Here is a 21883-nt window from a genome sequence, read left to right on the forward strand (position 1 = left end):
CCTCCTGATAAAACACTCTTCGATAGAGATAATTATGGTAGCCAACTGAGAATAGCCCTATAAACAAAGAGATGCTGAGCTTTTTTTAAATGTTTGGAAAAAACTTTCGGACGGCTATGTCTGTAACCTGTTTGTTGTTAAAACCAAAACAGGCACTTCAAATCCAAATTGGCTCTGAATAGCATCAAAAATAGTCTGTTCTAAAATACTATTATTGGTTTCCATCGTTTGAAAGACTACATTACCACTTTGTATATAAGTTTTAACATTTTTCAATCCCATATTAGTAAGCACCTTCCGTAGTGTTTCCATAGGCACTTTCTTTTGTCCGCTAACATTTATCCCTCTTAGTAATGCAATATACGTATTCACCTCTCTAAAATTGCTTGCGCCGCTAGGTAACCACCAGTCCAGGCATTCTGAAAATTAAACCCACCGGTAATGGCATCAATATTTAATACTTCGCCTGCAAAATACAAATGCTCATGTAATTTGCTCTCAAATGTTTTAAAATTAACCTCTCTTAAATCCACACCTCCAGCCGTAACGAATTCTTCTTTGAAGGTGCTTTTACCATCTACTTGAAACACAGCCTTGGTTAACTGCTCTGCAAGAACTTCCAGCTCTTGTTTATTTAAATCTGCCCACCGTGTTTCAGCCGTCAAACCAGACGCCAAAACCAGTTGTTGCCAAAAGCGTTTAGGCAAATTAAATTGAGGCAGTTTAAGCACTGTTTTTCTTGCCAAGGTTTGTTTTAATGCTTTTAATGTATCTATACAGTCCTCAAACGGTGTCTTTATAAAATTAACTTCTATTTGAAACTTATACTCTCTTTTTGCTAGTTCTAATGCTCCAAAAGCTGACAATTTTAAGATCGCTGGGGCACTCATTCCCCAATGGGTAATTAACAACGGCCCTTCAGAGCACAAATCATTTTCACCTAAAACTTTAATAATTACATCGGTAACTACAACGCCCGGAATATCCTTAATTCTTGAGTCTTTAATGTTAAAGGTAAACAGCGAAGGAACTGCAGGTGTTATTGTATGACCTAGTGTTTCTAAAAGCTTCCATACCTTTGGGTTACTTCCAGTTGCAATAAGCACCTGCTTTGAACGAAACGCCCCTTGGGTTGATTCTATTTGCCAAGTATCTTGTCGTTTACAAATTGTCTTAAGTGCATGGTTATATAAAACGGATACGTTATGCTTACTGGCCTCCCTTAAAAAACAATCGATAATGGTTTGAGAAGTATCTGTTTCTGGAAATACCCTGCCATCTTCCTCAATTTTTAATGCGACACCTCGCGCTTCAAACCACGCCATGGTATCGCCAGTCATAAATTGATGAAACGGCCCCAGCAACTCCTTTTTCCCACGGGGATAATTTTGAACTAACTCTGACGGGATAAACTCTGCATGTGTCACATTACAACGTCCACCTCCAGACACTTTCACCTTAGTAAGCACTTCTTTGCCTCGCTCAAGTATCGCAATATTCAGTTTGGGATTTTGTTCGGCAATATTAATAGCTGCAAAAAAACCTGCTGCACCACCGCCAACAATAATAACATCTTTATCTATCATACTTTATCTGGAACGTCTGAAATAATACCATCTACACCATAACGCCTCATTCGCGCTATGGTCTCAGGATCATTTACCGTCCATGTATTTACTTTATAACCTTTACTTTGTGCAAATTTCACGTTTTCTTTCGTCAGTAAGGCAAAATTAGGATGAATAATTTTAGCTCCTATAGTTTCAGCAAATTCCATGGCTTCGGCGACACTCGCCTTTGTTAAAACTGCTAAAGGTATATTTTTGTTTATACGAAAAACATCCTCTAGTTCATGATGCTGAAAACTGGACACAATAAAATCACTATATTTCCAGCCTTTATTTTCAACACAATCCTTAATCGTTTCACAGGTTTTTTCAGCTGTATAACGGCCTTTTAATTCTATATTCAACATACATTTCTTATCGATAAGATCAATAACCTCTTGTAGTGTTGGAATACTATACCGATTATCTACCTTAAGTTTTTTTAATTCCGCAAGCGTATGCTTAGAAAGCTCACCTCTTCCGTTGGTTACCCTATCTAAAGTAAAATCATGAAATACCACCAATTCGCCAGTAGCACAAGTATGCACATCTATTTCGACACCATCAACTCCAAAATCCAAGGCTTTTTGAATGGACGGTAATGTATTTTCTGCTATATATGCTTTAGCACCACGATGTCCCATAACCAGACATGATTTATTCATAAAATTTATTTAATATGAAATATATCTGTAAATTTAAACTATAAATTACGAAACCCCACATGAACAAATTCCTATTGTCATTTATGTTACTTTTCATATTGGCTTGTAACACTGGCAATCTAACCATTATTTCTGATTTGCCAAGCACTTTAAATGAAGCGTCTGGCATCGACACTACTGTACATTCCGATTTAATCTGGATGCTGAACGATAGTGGTAATCCTCCTGTTTTATTCGGGACAGATCATAATGGCAACATCGTAAAAAAATTAAAGTTGAACGCCAAGAATAAGGACTGGGAAGATCTGACCTCAGATACCAAAGGCAACCTTTATATAGGGGACTTCGGAAACAATACCAACAAACGAAAAGATCTGGCTATTTTGATTGTTAGAGCAGACTCCTTAAAAAATGCAAAAGAAACAGGCGTGGAGCGTATTAGCTTTCGTTATCCTGATCAAAAAAAGTTCCCTCCTAAGAAGCATAACTTCTTTTACGACTGCGAGGCCTTTTTTCATTTTAACGATAGCTTGTATCTATTTACTAAAAGTCATGTTAAAGGCAATGGCGGCCACACAAACCTATATAAAGTTCCCGCCATGAAAGGGCATTATACGGCCGAACTTATAGGGTCTTTTAATGCTGGCGCAGATAGCGATTCTAAAATCACTTCTGCAGATATCGACATGCATGGAAAACAAATTGTTCTACTTACTCATACGTCTGTTTGGCTTTTCAATAATTTTAAGGGTACAGACTTTTTAGGAGGTACCGCTACCCAACTCCCTTTTTACCATAATTCCCAAAAGGAAAGCGTTTGTTTTAAAGACCCTAATACACTCTATATTACTGACGAAAAAACACATGGAAGTGCTGGTTATTTGTATGAGTTTAAATTGAGATAGTAGCGTTTCGATAGAAAGTTAAGACCTAAAAAAGTATGTCAGGTTGAGCGCAGTCAAAACCTATAAGACATAACTAAATTTTAAGACCTTTCGACTACGCTAAAGGTGACAACCTCTTAGTATATCGTACTTCACGTTGAACCTGCTTAAAACAAAGAAGCGACATGCTTTACTTGCACGCCGCTTCTCTATCCATATTCCTATGAAATACTTTTTTATTTAATCTTTATCAACTGCAAATAATCATTATTTTTTGCAACTAACAGCACGGAGCCTTCCTTGGTATGTAACAATCTTACCGCTTTACTATCTCCTTCAATATACAAACCGTTTTTCTGTGCCGGAACAACTTCAAAATTAGTTATACCTGTACGTCCTAAACCTTTCAAATAAAAACCATAACTAGCATCGTTCCTTGGTGTTTCAACTTCTGAACCGTACAAATTACCAACCATGAGTACATCCAATTTAGTATCTTTATCGAAATCGTTAACAAGTATATCATTGACAGATGATGTCTGCACTTCATTACTTAAAGGATATGCATTAAACGATTTATTATTTACATTTTCAAAATAGGTCGTCGCAAAGGTATTTGCTTTATAATGTAAGGCATCTTCTAAATTTCGTTCCCCGTAGACTTTTACCAATGTAGCCGATCCAAATTCATTATAGGTAGGAAACTTTTCCTTAATGAAAGGCATTTGGTTCGAAGAACACTGCCTGCCTCGTAACGGGAATAAATCACCTCCATTGTAATATCCCAAAACGATATCCAGGGAACTATTGTTATCAAAATCCTTAGCATAGACTTCAAAAGGCTCATTTTGTGTGGCCTTATATTTATAATTTAAGCCTAGATTTCCAACAATAAGATCGGTATCACCATCGCCGTCAAAGTCGGCTGCCTCGATACTATTCCACCATCCGGTTTGATTTTCCATTTCATAGGTTTTTGTTTCATTGGTAAATGCCTTGCCGTTATTTTTAAGGAACGTTACGGGCATCCACTCACCCACAACGATCAAATCCAGTAATTTATCGTTGTTAAAATCCATCCATACTGCATCGGTAACCATACCCAAGTCTTTTAAAAATGGTGCTTTATCGTTGGATATCTCTATAAATTTCAACACCCCGTTTTCGGTTCTGTTTTCCAGCAACAAGCTTCTTCCAGGAAACGGGTACTTACCGGGTAGTTGACGGCCACCTACAAAGAAATCCAGATCGCCATCATTATCGAAATCGGCGGCTTTTACTCTAGAGCCACTTACAGCTATAGCGGGTAATGCGCTTTTATCTCTTTTAAATCCTCCAGAACCGTCATTTATGTATAGCCGGTCTCCCAGATTAGCATGCCCTTGCTCAAACTCATTACCTCCACTAACAACATACAGATCCATATCGCCATCGCCTTCCACATCAACGAATAAGGCGTCTACGTCTTCATGGATCTTATCGCTTTCAAAAACAGGTGTTTTTGCTTTTTGAAAATTGCCATTATCCAGTTGAATAAATAGTTGTCCGGGATAACCACTGGCACCACCCACATAAAAATCATCTAAGCCATCATTATTTAAATCAGTTATTGCCAATGCCGGGCCCATGATAGACATTTTATGCGGTAACAATTCCTCTCTGTCGAAATCAAAGAATTCATTTTCGTCATGTTTTACAACCAGGTTACTTTGTTTTGTAATATCCTTAAACATCAAGCTTTCTTTTGATGCTTTAACCGGTTTTTGTTTGGCTTCACTGTAACTTACTTTAAGTAATTGATTGGCCTCTGCATCTTTAATAACTTGTTTCTTTCCATCAAACCAGGTAACTTCAATACTATCGATCTCTTTATCATTACCAAGTCCAAAGTGCATGATGTGAGATACCGAGGACTGAAATCCTTTTGTAACATATTGTTCCTGTAATTGTATCTTATCGTTTTGATATACTTTTACACGCGTACCGATCCCGTTTCGATTACTTTGCGGACCTTCGAACAAGAACTTCATATAAGTATTAGCGGTATTTTTATCGGACTTGTTTTCATAAATATAAGAAGGGCTTTCTGAATTATTTACAACAATATCCATATCGCCATCATTATCAAAATCGGCATAAGCTGCACCATTCGAATTCGTTTCTGGCTGCTCTATAAGGACTTTTTTGAAAGTTAAATCGCCATCATTAACATAAAAATAATTATGTTTTTTCTTTGTAGGCATTTTGCTCAACAAGTCGTCGATAAACGTTTTTTTTACATTAACATCACCCGATCTTAGTGCTTGTTCTTTTTTACTTCGATATTTTACAAAGTCATTATTTCTAAAATCCCGTTTAATTCCGTTGGAAATAAACAAATCTTTATTGCCATCATTATCCATATCCATAAATAAAGACGCCCAGCTCCAATCGGTACTGGAAATACCAGCCATTTGGGCAATATCTGAAAATTTAGGCAAACCACTTTTTGTATCCACGCCATTGTTAAGCTGCAATGTGTTGTACATATATTGATAATGCAATCCAGCATCTACATGCCTATAAAAACGAGCTGGATTCATACTGCTCATACTTGTTTTTATACCGTAATTATCTTCGGCCATCATATCTAATGCAACTATATCTAACCAACCGTCATTATTAAAATCGGCAATATCATTACCCATGGAAAAATTAGATATATGTCTTGTTGCCTGTTTGGCCACTTCGCTAAACGTGCCGTTCCGATTATTAATATACAAATGATCTTGACCTGAAAAATCATTGCTGATATAAATATCTGCCCATCCATCATTATTTAAATCCCCAAACGCCAGTCCAAGTCCATAACCTAACATGTTATTTATAATTCCTGATTCCGTAGTAACATCTTTAAATTTACCACTGTCATTACGAAATAACCGTTCTCCTCTATACTTTGATGCTATACTTTTAAGTTTACTTATTTCATCTTCTGGATAGGTATCTATACCGTGGTTAATAAGAAACATATCCAAGTCACCATCATTGTCGTAGTCGAAAAAACCTGCCTGCGTGGAAAATGCAGGAGAATCCAATCCATAAGCTGAAGCCATATCCTCAAAATACGGTATGCCATTCTTTATCCCCTTATTAACCAATAAGACATTTCTTCTTGGGTCTTCATCTTGAAACCGACCCGTTCTACAAATGTAAATATCCAACAAACCGTCTTGATTTATATCTACTGTCGTTATTCCAGAATCAAAACCTACACCACTATCGGCATTAGCCTGTTTTGTTACATCAATAAAGCTCATGTTTTTATTATTGATGTATAATTTATTTTTACTTATTGTCGAAACAAAATAAATATCTTCCCAACCATCATTATTAAAATCACCTACGGCCACGCCGCTACCATTATAAAAATACTCATAGAAAATACCGTTCATGTATTCATTCTCTTTTAATACATTGGTAAAATGAATATTTGATTGTTCTTCCGGCACAACTGTAAAAATCGATTGTTCTACATTTGTCTTAGACGCTTCATCATTTTTAGAAACCATACTTTTTTTACACCCTGCACTTAGCAACAGGAGTAAAATGGAGCTTACTAAATACCTTCTTTTCATCTGTTTGTGTCTTATCTATTTATTCATTCTAACATAATATAGTATTATTAATTATTTAGACCGGTGTCAAAATATTTAATTATACGCATTTTCATTCTAACATCTTCTTTAAATAAAGAAAAGCCCAACTAAAAAATAGTTGGGCTTTTCTTTATTTAAATGTATTAGTACCCTGGATTTTGTTGAAGTACCGCTTCACCCAACTTATCTATTTCTCCTTGCGGAATAGGAGCAAGATAGTGGTGTGGTAAAAATATCCTAGGTTCTACTTCAAACACACCGTATGGTTTTCCTTGCGCATCGGCACCTGTCAATTCGCCGTTAGGCCCAATACGCATACCGTGTATGGGTTGGTTGAGAATTGTCTCGGCTGTTCCCCATCTTCGCAGATCAAAGAACCTGTGTTCTTCAAATGCCAACTCTATACGGCGTTCATGTCTTATCTTTTCACGCATTTCTTCCTTGGTCAAACCAGTAGGCAACTCAGGCATGTTAACCCCTGCCCTTCCTCTAACAGCATTTATTGCTGCATAGACGTTTGCATCTGGACCAACAGCTTCGTTTTGAGCTTCAGCGTAATTTAATAATACTTCAGCATAGCGAATGTATATCCAGTTATTACTTCCTGGTAAATTGTTCCACGCCTCGAAAGACTCATCCATGAACTTCTTCATATAATAACCTGTCTTAGTGGCATCACCATTCTTTTCGATGCCATCAAGACCACCTAACCTTGTTTCAACAGCTCTATCTCTCCACATACTACCCTCATGCAATATAGAAGCTTCAAATCTTGGATCTCTATTATCGTATGGATTTGCTTCGTCATAAAGTGGCGATTCTTCAATAGACATACCATCGGTCATTTCGTAAGCATCTACTAAATCTTGTGTTGGACTAGTACCTCCCCAGCCTCCTGAATAACCAATAGGTTGGTTAAACAAATGTGCCCAATGACCAAAATCAGGATCTTGAAACTGTTTATCAAAGATTACTTCTTCATTATTATCCCCTGCTTCAGTAAATAAACTATGATAATCTGAAAACAAATCGTAGTTTCCTGAATCTATTACCTGTTTACTAGCCGCAGCGGACTCAGCCCATTTTTCAGCATATAAAAGCACCCGCCCTTTTAGTGCTTGTGCTGCACCTTTTGTTGCTTTCCCTAAAAGGTTTCCAGGATGAGAAACCGGTAACATGGTAATGGCATCATCTAGATCCTTTACAATAAATGCTATGGTTTCATCTTTTGTACTTCGCGAAATATTGAAATCATCATCCAAAGACAGTGCTGTATCTAAAAGTGGCACACCGCCGTAATGACGCATTAGGTCAAAATAATAAAAGGCTCTCAAAAAATTAGCTTCTCCAATCATCCTGTTTTTAACATCTGCATCGATATTTTCTACTTGATCGACATTGTCAAAAAACAGATTGGCTTGCCTGATCATTTGGTAATTATTATTCCAAATACCACCATAAGGATAGCTACTGGCATTAAAATCACCACGATTAAATGCCTGGCCACCAGTCCAACCATAACTGTTCTCGGCATCATCAGTGGTAGAAGCCATCATGTACCACCCTCGATTAAAACCATCGGGTAATTGCTGGTACATTTCATTGATTACCAGTTCAATTAATTTAGGATCTTTCCATACATCACCTGAATTAAGTTTGTCTTGGGGCGTTAAATCAAGAAAATCTTCCTGACAACCAAAAAACAAGGCGGTTAAAGCAATGAATGATACTATATATATTCTTTTCATCTTTTTTAAATTTAAATTTACCATAATTAGAAACTAACGTTAAGACCTAATGTAAATGATCTGGTTTGAGGATAAAAAGCGCCTCGTCCGCTAGGAGCTTCTGGATCAAAGTTCTCAATGTCACTGATTGTAAAAATATTTAACCCGGATACATACAGTCTTAATTGATCTAATTTAAGCTTAGATATTAAATCACTTGAAAAATTATAACCGATCTCAACGTTCTTCAATCTTATATAGTCTGCATTTTGTAACCAAAAAGACGATACTCTTCTGTTATTTGTGTCTTCCGTAAGTGTCCTTGGAAATCTTGCATTGGGTGTCTCTGGTGTCCATCTATCCAAATGTTGCGCTAGCACTTTACCACCGTTAAAGAATGGAAAGGCTGCTTCTTCAGATAGATATACATTAAAGTCTGCCGCCCCTTGGAACTGGGCACTGAAGTCAAACCCTTTATAGCTTCCTCCAAAAGAGAATCCATAAATAATGTTTGGTGATGACACAACACCTATAAAATCTCTATCGTCATTATTGATTGTACCATCTCCATTAATATCTTTGTATTTAATATCTCCTGGCGCTATATTAGGACCTTGATCGGCATGATTATCAATCTCATCTTGCGATTGAAAAAAGCCTTCAGCTATCAATCCAAATCGAGAACCAATAGACCTACCCGTTTCGCGTAAATTTACGGGAACCTCAGTAGATTCTCCTATTTCAATAATCTCATTCTTGGCTTTTGTATAGTTGGCTTTTATCCAATAATCGAAGTCTCCAACGTGATTTCTATATGATGTAGATATTTCGAAACCTTTATTATCTACAATTCCAAAATTTTCTCTTGGCAAAGATGCTCCAACAAAATTAGGAACAATTCGAGTAGGAGCTTCTAAAATATCCTCTGTTCGTTTTGTAAAATAATCGAACTCTATTCCTAGTTTTCGCTCCATTACTTCCAAATTAAATCCAATATTGGTTGTGGTAGCGGTTTCCCAAGTCACCTCAGTATTAGGAATAACTCCTGGTCGAATAGCCTGAACTGGACTTCCCCCTAAAATATAAGATCCCGAAAAATTAAATGCATCTAAATATTGGAATTGACTAATCCTGTCATTACCTAGACGCCCCCAAGAACCTCTCAATTTTAACTCATTGATGAAATCAACATTTTGCATAAAATCTTCTTGGGACAATCGCCACCCAAGTGAAAAAGAAGGGAAAAATCCGAATCTGTTTTCTTTAGCAAAATTTTCAGATGCATCATATCTAAAAGCCGATTCGAACAAGTATTTTTCATCATAAGCATAAGTCACCCTTGCAATATATCCCAATCTTGCTGAATTAAAAGCAATACCTCCATTTTGTGCTGTTCCCGAATCACCAAAATCCAACTGAGGCAATGCATCAGATACTAGATTAAGGCGACTAGCATTAAAACCACTGGATTTATTAATAGCTTTTTCAACGCCAAGCAAGCCTGTAATATGATGTACATCATCTATAGTTGTATCATAATTTAACGTTGCATTGTATGTCATTGTAGGATCTATTGCGCCAGAACCACTGTTTGGTGCTCCTTGGAAGTAACTTTGACTTAAACTAGACTGTCCTTGTGTTGACGGATTGTACTCCTGAGTAGATTCGTTGTAATTATAGATTTGATATTCTTTTTGTATTGTTTTAGTTGCGTTATATAATCTATCTATTGCTACATACCCCTTTAAAGTTAGACCTTCTATATAAGGGATTTTATATTCAAAATTTACATTTGCCAAGAAAATATTGTTTGTAGATTCGCTTACGCCTCCACTTCTCGCCGCTTCAATTGGATTAGAACCAAATGCTGCTGGCCCCGGTAATCCATTTGAATAATACGCAATTGTATTAGGCGCCATTCTTGACAGTCCACTAAAATAGGATCCCACACCGGAACTTGGTGACATTCTATTTTCCTGACGACCAGCCATGTCTAACGACACTTTCAAGCGCTCTGTAATATCAAAATCAAGATTGGCTCTAAAATTATAACGTTTATAATCAGAAAAAGGCATTAAACCTCCTTCAGAAATAAAACCTCCTGATGCAAAATACCGTACCTTTTCTGATCCTCCAGAGATGGAAATGGTATGTTGTTGCTGGATGGCTGAATCTTTTAGACCAACATCGTACCAATCGGTATTAGGATGCGTTAATGGGTCTGATCCTGTTCTGTATTTTTCTAAATCGTCAGCCGTATACAATTCTGCCTTACCTTCATTTCTTTTGGCTTCATTAAACAAAACAGCATAATCGTAACTACCCAAATAATTGGGCAACTGAGTAGGCTTGGTAGTAGTAATCTCCGAAGTATACGATATAACCGGCTTACCCGATTTACCACGCTTAGTGGTGATTAAGATCACCCCATTTGCACCTCTAACCCCGTAAACGGCTGCTGCTGACGCATCTTTTAACACAGTTATGGTCTCAATAGTGTTTGGGTCGAATTGAGAAAAAGAGCGCTGTACCCCATCAACAATAATTAATGGAGCCGAACTTCCAGTTGTACTAATACCCCTAACTAATAAATTAGAACCATTAGACCCCGGTTGTCCACCTCTTTGTGTAGCTACTAAACCTGGCAATCTACCTACCAATGCATTGCTTATATTGGCAACAGAACTCTGATTTAACTCTTCACTATCTACTGATACCACTGCACTGGTTACTTCCTTTTTCTTTTGTGTCCCATAACCAACTACTACTACTTCTTCAAGTGTAGCAACATCCTCGATCATCGTTATATTAATCGTTTTCTGGTTGCCGACTGCAATCTCTTGGGACATAAAACCCAAATACGAAAACACCAGTACATCCGAACTTGAATTGACGTTTATATTATAGTTACCATCAATATCGGTCACAGTTCCTTTGGTAGTACCTTTAATCACCACACTAACACCAGGCAAAGGCACACCGCCTTCATCCACTATAGTACCACTAATTTCAGCTTGAACCAGACTTGAAATGGCCTGGGAGATCATTCTATTAAATTCTTTATTCTTCTCGTTGGTCTTTGAATCAACATTAACGTCATCATCTTTAAAGATACTTTCTATCTTAATACGCATTTCCTCATTGTTCTTTGGGAATAGAACAATATGCTCTTTAATAATGCTATAATCTATATCTGTCCCTTCAAATAACAGATTCAATGTCTTTTCCAATTCTTCATTTTCTATTTTTAAAGAAACCTTGGAAGATACATCAACCATGTTGGTGTTATAAAAGAAGTTTAACCCACTTTTACGTTCAATGTGATTTAAAATCTTTTTTATTGTAACGTTTTCTTCATCTAAAGAAATTTTCTGCGCATAACTATCAAAGGCAAAGATATTTGACATGGTTATACACAATAAAAAAAGATAAATTTTCATAATTCTGGATACAAAGAGTCCTAATGAAAAAACATGTTGGTTTTTTTTCATAATTTTGTTTGGTTTTAATTATTTACAATATGTATTGCTAAATGATTAGCTAGTAACTAAAGGAGTGTCTCCAGCACTCCTTTTTTTGATTTTTTTTATTTCATACTTATTCCTGTTTTAACGTTATTATATTGTTAGTGATGGTGTAATCTATAGGCGATGACACTTTTAACAGCCTCATACATTCCTTTACGGTCAAATTGTCAAATGTTCCTGAATATTTATAATCAAGCAGTTCTTTTGAAGTAATTTTAAACTTAACATTGTACTTACGTTGTAAATCCAATACAACTTGCTCCAATGGGGTTTCATTAAAAATGAGTTTATTATCTTTCCATGAAATAGCATCTAGGGCATTAACCGTATCTACAATTAATCGTTTCTCTTTTTTATGATACGCGGCTTGCTGTGATGGTTTTAGTACAATAGGATCTTTTGAATCATTCTGCTTGATAACTTCAACTTTTCCAGATATTAAAGTGGTCTGAATTTCTTTATCGTCGGGATAGGACTTAACATTAAAAACAGTCCCCAGCACTCTCACAGACAAACCATTATCTGTTTTTACCACCAAGGGTTTGTGTTCATTTCTTACAACTTCAAAAAGAGCTTCTCCAATTAAAGTAACTTCTCTTATATTGTCTTTAAATACTTTAGGGTATTGTATCTCACTATTGGCATTCAACAGGACTTTGGTTCCGTCTGGCAACACCACGTGCTCTTGACCTCCTATGGAGGTATTAACCATAACTATTTCATTATTAGAAGAAACAGGGTTAAAATAATACAGACCAAACGATAAGAATAAAACAACAACTGCTGCTGCAGAGAAATACTTGACACGGGGTTTTACACCAATTCTCCTCAGTACCTTGCTAAACTGAGAGTCTAACTCTGGCTCACTTACTTCACTATTCTCAAATTTAGAAACTTGTTTAGCTTTTTGAATTGCTAACGCTTTTATCTTTTCAGGGTCTTTCAACACCTGTTTGACTAATTGCTTTCTTTCCTCAGAATCTATCTTATCCTCCAACAGACCCTCAATGTCTTTCTTTTGCATGATTAAGTTTTAACACGACCTTATATTACGCATGACGTAAAAAAGAAGACACCACCCTCGTTTGAAAGTCGTTTTTTTTTAAAAAAAGAAGAAATAATGCTTCAAATGAAGTCGTAAATGCTTGATTGCCTTAGATATATGCCCTTCTACAGTTTTCTTGGAAATTTTCAATTCTTCAGATATCTCCCTATTTTTCAAACCTTCCATCCTACTTTTTATAAAAATACTTTTGCATTTATCAGGGAGTGAATCTATAGCACTCAAAATTTGCTGCTTAAGTTCTTCTTCTAAAATACTAGAAGCGGTATCATCGGATAAAACATGAAAATTAAGTGCAGCTTCTAATTGTTCAATATTACCCTCTACGCTAAGACGGTTTTTGGCTGCACGTAAAAAATCAATACATGCATTCCTAGTGATTTGATAGATATACCCATTAATGTTTGTATTAATGTCAATGGTATCCTTTTTATGCCATATTTTAATAAAAACGTCTTGGACAATTTCTTCTGCATCTTCTTTATTTGCTACATAGCTTTTCGCTATATGCAAAAGCTTAGGGTAATAAACATTGTACAGTACCCGGTATGCAAATTTATCCCCATTTTTTATTAAAGATAAAAGCGAATTAATATTTGAAAATTTAACATCCCGCATATATAGCCCCTAGGCACTTTAACTCGTTTAAATAGAAAAGTTTATCAAAAAAAACATCAATTTGATAATGCACAATATTAATAAAAAAAATTAATACAAGCATTTATCCTCTCCATATCTCAATTATTTTAAAAACCGAATCCCATTCTAAATGCTAACCGCAAACCATCATCACTATGAAAGGCTGAAATATTAGCGGTAATCATATCGGCTACATTAGCAAAAAAACCACCTCCTACAGAAGTATTCCATGTATCGGAATGGTGATTAGCATCTTGTAAAAACGACTCTCCAACCCACACACACCCATAGTCGGCTCCTCCATAAACACCTATTTGTAATGGAAAAAGAGTTGTTTTTAACCTCTTAAGGTTTAAACGAATATCTGTACTTTGTACAAATGCGCGCTTTCCTGTAAAGCGTTCGCTTCTATAACCTCTCAACCCACTTTTAGCACCAATATTAGCCCCTTGATAAAATTCAAAATCATTTCCAAAATTAACATGTCCTCGTAGTTTTGTTGCCAATACCAACTGCCCATTGGATACCATCTTATAAGTAAAACCTAGTTCTGGTATAACATAGACGTAATCATTAGCGTTATCCACATTCGACTTATAGCCCCCTGTAACGCTTACCTGCATACCCATGGTTGGGAATGCCTTATTGTCCAGACTCTCATAACTATAGGCTATTTCAGTTCCAAAAAAACGATTACTAACATCAGTATTGTCATCTATAAACTGATTTATAAACCGGCCTACCGTTTCTTCTACTTCAATGACCTCATAAGAAACCCCAATCTTAAAATCAGCTCCTAAACGCCCGCGCCATATTAAATAAGGTGCCGCCTTAAAAGTTTCCAATTTAACACGGTTATAATTAAACCCTACATCCAAACCATCATTTTCATCTGCTTGCGGATTTGGTGTATTATTCCCATAACCGAAAAAATTGACAGCATAATTAGGGCTAGTAAAAAGAGTCGTTATTCCTAAATTGACATTCTTCATAAAGTTAGCAAATTCGCCTGTATATCCCAATTCAAAACCATTGGTCGCAAAGTAATAGGCACCAGACAACATGTGCTTATAAGTATACGGATTCCGCTCAAACCCATAGTTAGTATAGGTGTTAGCAAACCCAACTTTAAAACCATCGTCCTGATTGGCTCCTATTGTTGGAATAAACTGATTGGAACTGTTCTTTAACTTTTTATAATCGTAGACATTGGTTTCGTAATCGTCCGTTAACTTTAAAGTTCCTTTTTTAGTGGTAAACGTATTATCTTTAGACTTATAGTCATAGATTTTAAGACTTTGACCATTCTCGACCATATAAGTATCATTGTTTTGCCCTCCAATGACGCGTACTTTAATAGGCTTACTACCTACCCCATATACCTTAAAGACATCCTTATCATCCAATCCATAAATCCAAATTTCCTTTGTTTCCCCATAGGTATATGTTCTCTGATGAAAAACATCAGATTTCTCACCTTTTTTAATACGATAAGCCGTTACTTTAGTTAGTCCGTTGCCCAAACGCACTACATCAAACCAATCATCTTTATTAGTGCCTTTTATCACTGCATACTTGTTTATATGCTTATAATAGCGATCTGATATTTCTTGTAAATTACTACGCCGCCCTTTTAATTTCTTCTTTATTTCTTCAATTGTTTTTGCATTTACTTCTGAAGGGAAATACATAAATGCTTTGTCGATAACCTCATCTGTTAAATTATCTACAATATGTTTTACCTGTGCATCCCATACACCGCGATCCGATTGATTGATCAAAGCCATATCCAACGGATAGGGTTCCTGATTAAACCATTTTGTGCTTTTTAATTCTGCATCGTAGCTCTGCATTAAACGTAAACCTGGTACAATTTTAGTCACAAATCCTAGTAGAGCACCATCTGCCATGATTGAAAAAGCTTGATCTCTATCCCTTGGAACTGGGCGGTATATTGTTTTCCCTTTTTCTTTAAAACTTGCCCAACGCCACTGATCTTCGTGCCTATCCCAATCTCCAATAAGCATATCGAACAGTCGGGCTCGTATGTATGAAGCCTCATCTAGCTCAAAATCTTCATCTTTATGTAGTTTTTTCAACAAGTCGTCCGTACTTATTATTTGATTTGAAAAACCAAAACTTGCCTTATCTCCATGTCCAGAACTAACACGTTCTTCTATCATGTACAAAGTATTTCCAAATTCATTATTAAACCTTCCCAGTCCTTTCTGTTTTGGCACATAATACAACACCGGATTGGCATGATACACACCTACAGCATCCGACAAAGTTCCTATTGTAAAAGGTGCATAAGGATGTGCCCCTGCAAAAACATCCAGTAATAAGGCTTCGGTATAACTATCGTTAAATTGACCTTCAATATATTGATCTCTAAACGCAACTGCTTGCAAATACTGAAGTGCATCCTTACGAAGTGCCCTCATAACATATTCTCTTCCTTGTTTGTCCCGCAATCGTAACGATTTCGATTGGTGTCCACCACCTTTTCTAACAGGCTCTAAACCTCCAAATAAGGTATCGATATTAACTGTTGGAACCATAACCTGTTGGCTATAGTCCTTTCGGTAGCGTTCTCCCCAAAATATTTTATAAAGCCCCCCCTTATCAGTTTCCTCTTTTGTATAAACAGATGCTGATTGTTTTGCTGGAAATGTGTTTTTAAAATCTACTAGCTTTTCATTTTTATCAGCAACAATAACCTCTGTCTGAAATACAGCTTCGTTGGATTCCGTTGAAAAAAAATGCACATAGGATGAACCATCTGAAAACACATCCAACCTCACATAGCCAGATGCCCCATAAGAAAACTGGCCACCTCCCGCCAAGCGTGTTCCCATTGTTTTAGATCCAGCTCCACTTATAATCTGAGGTAAATTATCCTGAACGATATATTGCAAATTGTGGTCATGTCCTGAAACAAAAATGGTTTTATCGTTTTCCTGGGATAGTGTTATAATACGCTTTCTAAATTCGTTGTATAAGGTATTTTGAATATCGACGGTAGTAACGCCTCCGGTTTTTCTGATAATATTTTTTAAGGTTCCAAACACAGGCAGTGGCGACATATGGCTCCCAAATGTATACTGGCCACCATGAGATCCATTCGTAAACATGGGATGGTGCACGGCTACAATAACAGTCTTTCCCCTGGCTTTCTTAATTTCACTTTCAAATTCATCAAAAAACTTGGTTCTCGTTTTTATGTCACAATCATCATTTATTGTTGGGTGCTTATCCCAATTGGTAAGATACCACTCTGAATCGACAAGAATTAAAACGCAATTGTCTGAAATATTTATTTTCTCAAGTGGGCAACCATTTTCTGGCAAGAATGTATTCTTACCAAGCTTATCCTCTACAAAATTTTCTTGACGCTTTAAACCTTTAAGACCATCACTATACCAATCATGATTCCCAGGAATAAAAATGGCCTTCCCTTTAAAGTCTTTTACGGCATTCGTCTGAACATCTAATTGGTACTCAGCAAAAGCACGCGCTTCTGCTCCTTTTTTAGGCATTCCTTTCGGATAAATATTATCGCCTAAAAAAATAGCTGTACTATTTTTAGAAGCTCGTTTTAAAGCTTCCTTAAAAATCTTTAATGCTGTAGACTCAGTTCCTAAAGGCGAGTTTCCGGCATCGCCAATTAAATAAAAAGAATGTTCTATTTCTTTCTTGGAAACAATATCCGAATCCTTCTCAATTACTCCTTTATATTGTGGATTATAAGTGGCACAGGCATTTAAGATCACCACTATTAAAAATATAATTTTACTGTTTAGTGCATTCATTAGGTTGGCTAATTAGCCTTATAAATATAAGATTTATATTTCATTATTCTTTAAAGGGCTATTCCAGAACTTTTATTTGTGCATCCCTTTGTACTCTTACAAATTCTGAAAATTGATCCAACAACAACTTCAGTTTTGGATTAATATAGGTTTTGCAAAATGGCTTCTTCGGGTTCTTATTATAATAATCTAAAAGTGCTGATCGAGATGCCTTAAAACGTTTAAAGGTGTATACTTTTGTTACCAATGGCTTTTCAAAATTATATTGAAACTTATCAATAATAGCTTCTACTGTTAGAGCTTGAAACTTTGAAAACACATATACTCCCGAACGGTATTTAGTTCTCATACTATGGTTACTTGTACTTTTATGGGTATACAAATGGACTTCTATAAGAACCTTTAATGGTATGCTGTCGGGATTAAAATGAACAATAACGGCTTCTGAAAATGCATCCTCTTCTACCGAAGACACATAACCCTGCTCTACCTTTTCAACACCTTTTAAAGATTGAAAGACAGCTTCTGTACACCAATGACAACCTCCTCCTAAGCCTATCTTATGTATCATTACGAACGTTATTAGCCATCATTATTCTTTTAACTTGTCGGCATGGCTTTTTCTAAACTTTGACAGTTTAGGTGAAATTACAAAACTACAATAGCTTTGTGATTGATTGTTTTTATAATAGTCCTGATGGTAATCTTCGGCATCATAAAACACCCCCAAAGGGGAAAGCTCTGTCACAATAGGCTCTTCATAGTACGAAGCCATTTCTTTTAAAACTTCTTCTGCTACATGCTTTTGGTTATCATCATGATAAAAAATAACCGATCTATATTGTGTTCCTCGGTCGGCTCCTTGACGGTTCAATGTTGTGGGGTCGTGCGTGGTCATAAAAATTTTTAAAATATCTTTATAAGAAACCACATTGGCATCAAAAGCTATTTGAACGACTTCTGCATGTCCTGTCAATCCAGAACACACTTCTCGATAGGTAGGTTTCCCTGGAACATCACCTCCAGAATATCCAGAAACAACCCGTTCCACCCCTTTTACTTCTTGAAATACTGCTTCTGTACACCAAAAACACCCACCACCAACTGTGGTCAATTCGAAATTTTTATTTACCATTTCTATGATTTAGGATTGACGAATTACAATTTACGATTTATGATTTGGCTATTCTCTATTGGCTATTTTCTATTGATTATTGATTATTGACTATTTAACATGAATCTTGTTTCGCTACAAACTTTTCACTTTTCACTTTTCACTTCCCTCTTCCGTCTTCAAGCTTTCCTCTTTTAACTTTTAACTTCCAACTCCAACACCATCGACTCCGAATTAATACAATAACGTAATCCGCTAGGCTCTGGACCATCTGGAAAAACATGCCCTAAATGCGCATCGCAGGTATTACACAACACCTCAACACGAACCATCCCATAGGAGGTATCCCTCTCATACTTTATAGCGTTTTCTTTGATAGGCTGAGTGAAACTGGGCCAACCTGTTCCTGAACTAAACTTGATTGTAGAATCAAACAAAGGCGTATCACAACATACGCAATTGTACTTTCCTTCATCATAGGTTTTACAAAGCGCTCCACTATGAGGCCGTTCGGTTCCTTTTAATCTGGTAATCCTAAATTGCTCCGGAGTTAATTGCGCCTGCCATTCCGCTTCACTTTTTTCGACGCGTCTGTTTGGCACTGGGTTGCCATTTACAGAAAAGTTGATAACATCTTTCCAGGTTAACATACTTTTAATTCTTTTCTTTTTGTTAGTAATACCTAAAGTTTAAGACAAAGATAGTCGAAATAGCATGGACAGCCTTACATTTAGTGATCGCGTGTAAAAACTTGCGTGGCTATTTAAAGTACGCCGCCACTCATGAACAAACATTAATTAAAGTTTAGTATTTTTACTCGATAATCGAGATCTAAATGCTTTGTGCTTACCTCGAAATCAAAATGTATTCTGTAAATGCCTTGTAGGCTTATCCCGAGGTTGTTTACTAAAATAGCTGTGTTTTATGGACAATCTTATTCTTGAATCTGAAAAATATGTCATCCAGCTCTTAAACGAGAAACTTGATAACAGATACGTATATCACAACCTTGCACACACACAACGTGTTGTTGAAAAAGCTAAAGAACTGGCCGATTTATCAAATCTAAATGATAATGACAAGAAATTACTTTTAGTGGCTACATGGTTTCATGACACTGGCTATACGAAGGGTTTCGAGAATCATGAAGAAGAGAGCGTAAGGATAGCGGTTTCGTTTTTAAAAGCGCATAGTAGAGCAGATGATGACATTACAGCCATAAAACATTTAATTTTAGCCACTCGTAAAGAGTATGAGCCTATAAACCTTCTGGAAAAAATTATTCGTGATGCCGATTGTGCCCATTTAGGCAATAAGAACTATGCAACAGTATCTGAGTTACTTCGTAAGGAATGGGAGTTAACTTGTAACAAAACCCTAACAGAAGAAGAATGGCTTAAAGAAAATATTGATTTTTTATCCATTCACCACCGATTCTATTCTGATGCTGCTTCATCCAATTGGGACAAGGGCAAAGGAAAGAACTTATCCCAATTGTTAAAAGCTCAAAAAAAATTAAAAGACGAACACCTTAAACTAAAACACAAAAAAGAAACACTGGCATTAAAAAAAGACAAAAAAGAGCTACCAGAGCGTGGTATAGAAACGATGTTTAGAGTTACTCTTAAAAACCATATCACACTAAGCAACATTGCCGACACCAAAGCAAATATCTTATTATCGGTAAATGCTATTATCGTTTCATTGGTGCTAGCTAATTTAATTCCAAAACTGGACAACCCCTCCAACTATTACCTAATATACCCCACGGCTATTTTTGTGTTCTCTACCGTCACCTCAATGATCTTATCTGTTTTAGCTACACGTCCTAATGTAACAAGCGGGAAATTCACAAAGGAAGATGTTGCCAACAAAAAAGTAAATCTACTTTTCTTCGGAAATTTTCACAAAATGAAACTTAACGATTTTGAATGGGCCATGGGGGAAATGATGCAGGATCGCGATTACCTTTACTCATCTATGAAAAAAGATCTCTATTTTCTAGGATTGGTATTGCATCGAAAATACCGTATTTTACGAATAACCTATACTGTTTTTGTAATTGGTATTATTATAAGTGTTCTTGCCTTTACTATTGCTTTTCAATATTCGGGGCGATAAATTTCAACAGCCTCTGGGCAAAACCTTAAGATTTGACACTCAAACTGACATAAATTCCTTATTCACGTTATTTTCTATTGACTATTTTCTATTGACTATTTTCTATTGATTATTGATTATTGATTATTGCGCATGAACCTTGTTTCGCTACAAACTTGAAACTTTCCACTTTTCACTTTTAGCTATTGGATCTTGGATCTTAGAATTAAGAATCTCTATAGGTATTTACAGTTAATTTCCATGTACTTGTAACTGGATAACACCATAGCTCCATAACATCATAACTTCTTAACCTTCTCTAACCCTCTAACTTTTATTTAGGTCTTAGGTCTTTGGCCTTTTCACTTTTCACTTTTCACTTTTCACTTTTTCATTTTTCACTTTCCACTTCCCACTTTCCATTTTCCACTGTCTTTCAGAGCGCGCACAGCAAAGCGAAGAATCGCCTACTCAAAAGCAACAGATTCTTCAGTTGGCCACAGCCAACTTCTGAATGACAAAACACTATTTTTTCGCATTATGAGTCTTAGCTCAATCTTCCCTGAATAAGATAACAAACCGATGGTCAGTTCGAGTGAATTTGCGAGGAACGAACAAATTTGTATCAAGAACTATTCATAGATAACTTCTCGATACATTTTTCTCCTTAGGTCGAAAAACACTACCTGGATTTGTAACAAAGGTGGACAATTAATTGAAGGAAAGATGGGTCATTATTTGTATAGCTAATCAATTTATAGCGTCATTGCGAACGCAGTGAAGCAATCTTTAAGTAGGGTGTTCTCAACCAAGAGATGGCTTCGGCCCTACCTCCCTCGCCATGACGTCACTGTTTTTTTGTTTGGATTATTAACATAATCATCCGCCATTGAGAGTATGGCAAAGCAACCTGTAAGCTCGGCGACCTAAACATAAGATTACTTCGGTTGCTATGAGCCCTACCAATGACTTTACCAATCAAATAACAATCGAGTTTGTATGTTTAAAGCGTCGTTCTAAAACCAGGAGGTATTATTAACTTGTTAAAGATAAAATTAACTTAAATAATACCACCTGACATGAAAGAACTACAATTTACGAAAAAAG

At 36.3% G+C, this 21883-nt stretch carries 14 protein-coding genes; 2 read left to right on the plus strand and 12 right to left on the minus strand.

Features of this window, described 5'->3' with window-relative positions:
• Nucleotides 1–114: 114 nt before the first annotated feature.
• From JF259_RS16830 to JF259_RS16840, 3 genes are read right to left on the minus strand one after another with little or no spacing between them, the layout of a single operon-like run.
• Nucleotides 115–372, minus strand: a complete 258-nt coding sequence (locus tag JF259_RS16830; protein WP_199116877.1) for a DUF1697 domain-containing protein — start codon at nucleotides 370–372, stop codon at nucleotides 115–117.
• Nucleotides 369–1586, minus strand: a complete 1218-nt coding sequence (locus JF259_RS16835) for a BaiN/RdsA family NAD(P)/FAD-dependent oxidoreductase (protein ID WP_199116878.1) — start codon at nucleotides 1584–1586, stop codon at nucleotides 369–371. The genes JF259_RS16830 and JF259_RS16835 overlap by 4 nt, the downstream gene beginning before the upstream one ends.
• Nucleotides 1583–2272: a glycerophosphodiester phosphodiesterase gene (locus JF259_RS16840; protein ID WP_199116879.1), complete on the minus strand. Its 690-nt coding sequence runs from the start codon at nucleotides 2270–2272 to the stop codon at nucleotides 1583–1585. Before JF259_RS16840 ends, JF259_RS16835 begins: the two co-directional genes overlap by 4 nt.
• Nucleotides 2273–2331: 59 nt before the next feature.
• On the opposite strand from JF259_RS16840, the gene JF259_RS16845 reads away from it, so the two are divergent.
• Nucleotides 2332–3177 (plus strand): hypothetical protein, encoded by an 846-nt coding sequence (locus JF259_RS16845; RefSeq protein WP_199116880.1) that lies wholly within the window; start codon nucleotides 2332–2334, stop codon nucleotides 3175–3177.
• Between the two features lie 215 nt (nucleotides 3178–3392).
• On the opposite strand, the gene JF259_RS16850 is transcribed toward JF259_RS16845, so the two are convergent.
• The 9 genes from JF259_RS16850 to msrB form a co-directional block, all read right to left on the minus strand.
• A complete protein-coding gene (locus JF259_RS16850) occupies nucleotides 3393–6773 on the minus strand; it encodes a VCBS repeat-containing protein (RefSeq protein WP_199116881.1) in 3381 nt (1126 codons plus the stop codon).
• 164 nt (nucleotides 6774–6937) lie between these two features.
• The gene (locus JF259_RS16855; RefSeq protein ID WP_199116882.1) at nucleotides 6938–8542 is read right to left on the minus strand and encodes a RagB/SusD family nutrient uptake outer membrane protein; all 1605 of its coding nucleotides are present in this window, start codon (nucleotides 8540–8542) and stop codon (nucleotides 6938–6940) included.
• 26 nt (nucleotides 8543–8568) lie between these two features.
• Nucleotides 8569–12012 carry a TonB-dependent receptor gene (locus tag JF259_RS16860; RefSeq protein ID WP_199116883.1) on the minus strand — a complete coding sequence of 1148 codons (3444 nt, stop codon included), beginning with the start codon at nucleotides 12010–12012 and terminating at the stop codon, nucleotides 8569–8571.
• A 106-nt stretch (nucleotides 12013–12118) separates the two neighbouring features.
• Entirely contained in the window at nucleotides 12119–13072 is a 954-nt protein-coding gene (locus tag JF259_RS16865; protein ID WP_199116884.1) for a FecR family protein, read from the minus strand.
• 78 nt (nucleotides 13073–13150) lie between these two features.
• Nucleotides 13151–13729, minus strand: coding sequence for an RNA polymerase sigma-70 factor (locus tag JF259_RS16870; protein WP_199116885.1), 579 nt, complete (start codon nucleotides 13727–13729; stop codon nucleotides 13151–13153).
• A gap of 128 nt (nucleotides 13730–13857) precedes the next feature.
• A complete protein-coding gene (locus tag JF259_RS16875) occupies nucleotides 13858–17562 on the minus strand; it encodes a metallophosphoesterase (RefSeq protein WP_199116886.1) in 3705 nt (1234 codons plus the stop codon).
• Between the two features lie 58 nt (nucleotides 17563–17620).
• Entirely contained in the window at nucleotides 17621–18133 is a 513-nt protein-coding gene (locus JF259_RS16880) for a peptide-methionine (S)-S-oxide reductase (protein ID WP_199116887.1), read from the minus strand.
• 21 nt (nucleotides 18134–18154) lie between these two features.
• Nucleotides 18155–18697 (minus strand): peptide-methionine (S)-S-oxide reductase MsrA, encoded by a 543-nt coding sequence (gene msrA, locus JF259_RS16885; RefSeq protein ID WP_199116888.1) that lies wholly within the window; start codon nucleotides 18695–18697, stop codon nucleotides 18155–18157.
• A gap of 173 nt (nucleotides 18698–18870) precedes the next feature.
• The gene (gene msrB / locus JF259_RS16890) at nucleotides 18871–19326 is read right to left on the minus strand and encodes a peptide-methionine (R)-S-oxide reductase MsrB (protein WP_199116889.1); all 456 of its coding nucleotides are present in this window, start codon (nucleotides 19324–19326) and stop codon (nucleotides 18871–18873) included.
• Between the two features lie 274 nt (nucleotides 19327–19600).
• Here msrB and JF259_RS16895 point away from each other — a divergent pair, with 274 nt between their 5' ends.
• Complete coding sequence (locus JF259_RS16895) at nucleotides 19601–20797, plus strand: Pycsar system effector family protein (protein ID WP_199116890.1); 1197 nt, start codon at nucleotides 19601–19603, stop codon at nucleotides 20795–20797.
• Nucleotides 20798–21883 lie beyond the last annotated feature (1086 nt).

It is taken from the genome of Snuella sedimenti (genome assembly GCF_016428595.1).
Lineage (GTDB): Bacteria > Bacteroidota > Bacteroidia > Flavobacteriales > Flavobacteriaceae > Snuella > Snuella sedimenti.

Coding starts and splice junctions, on each gene's coding strand:
- JF259_RS16835 (WP_199116878.1), bottom strand. CDS start 1,586: ATGATAGATAAAGATGTTATTATTGTTGGCGGTGGTGCAGCAGGTTTT.
- JF259_RS16840 (WP_199116879.1), bottom strand. CDS start 2,272: ATGAATAAATCATGTCTGGTTATGGGACATCGTGGTGCTAAAGCATAT.
- JF259_RS16845 (WP_199116880.1), top strand. CDS start 2,332: ATGAACAAATTCCTATTGTCATTTATGTTACTTTTCATATTGGCTTGT.
- JF259_RS16850 (WP_199116881.1), bottom strand. CDS start 6,773: ATGAAAAGAAGGTATTTAGTAAGCTCCATTTTACTCCTGTTGCTAAGT.
- JF259_RS16855 (WP_199116882.1), bottom strand. CDS start 8,542: ATGAAAAGAATATATATAGTATCATTCATTGCTTTAACCGCCTTGTTT.
- JF259_RS16860 (WP_199116883.1), bottom strand. CDS start 12,012: ATGAAAAAAAACCAACATGTTTTTTCATTAGGACTCTTTGTATCCAGA.
- JF259_RS16865 (WP_199116884.1), bottom strand. CDS start 13,072: ATGCAAAAGAAAGACATTGAGGGTCTGTTGGAGGATAAGATAGATTCT.
- JF259_RS16870 (WP_199116885.1), bottom strand. CDS start 13,729: ATGCGGGATGTTAAATTTTCAAATATTAATTCGCTTTTATCTTTAATA.
- JF259_RS16875 (WP_199116886.1), bottom strand. CDS start 17,562: ATGAATGCACTAAACAGTAAAATTATATTTTTAATAGTGGTGATCTTA.
- JF259_RS16880 (WP_199116887.1), bottom strand. CDS start 18,133: ATGATACATAAGATAGGCTTAGGAGGAGGTTGTCATTGGTGTACAGAA.
- msrA (WP_199116888.1), bottom strand. CDS start 18,697: ATGGTAAATAAAAATTTCGAATTGACCACAGTTGGTGGTGGGTGTTTT.
- msrB (WP_199116889.1), bottom strand. CDS start 19,326: ATGTTAACCTGGAAAGATGTTATCAACTTTTCTGTAAATGGCAACCCA.
- JF259_RS16895 (WP_199116890.1), top strand. CDS start 19,601: ATGGACAATCTTATTCTTGAATCTGAAAAATATGTCATCCAGCTCTTA.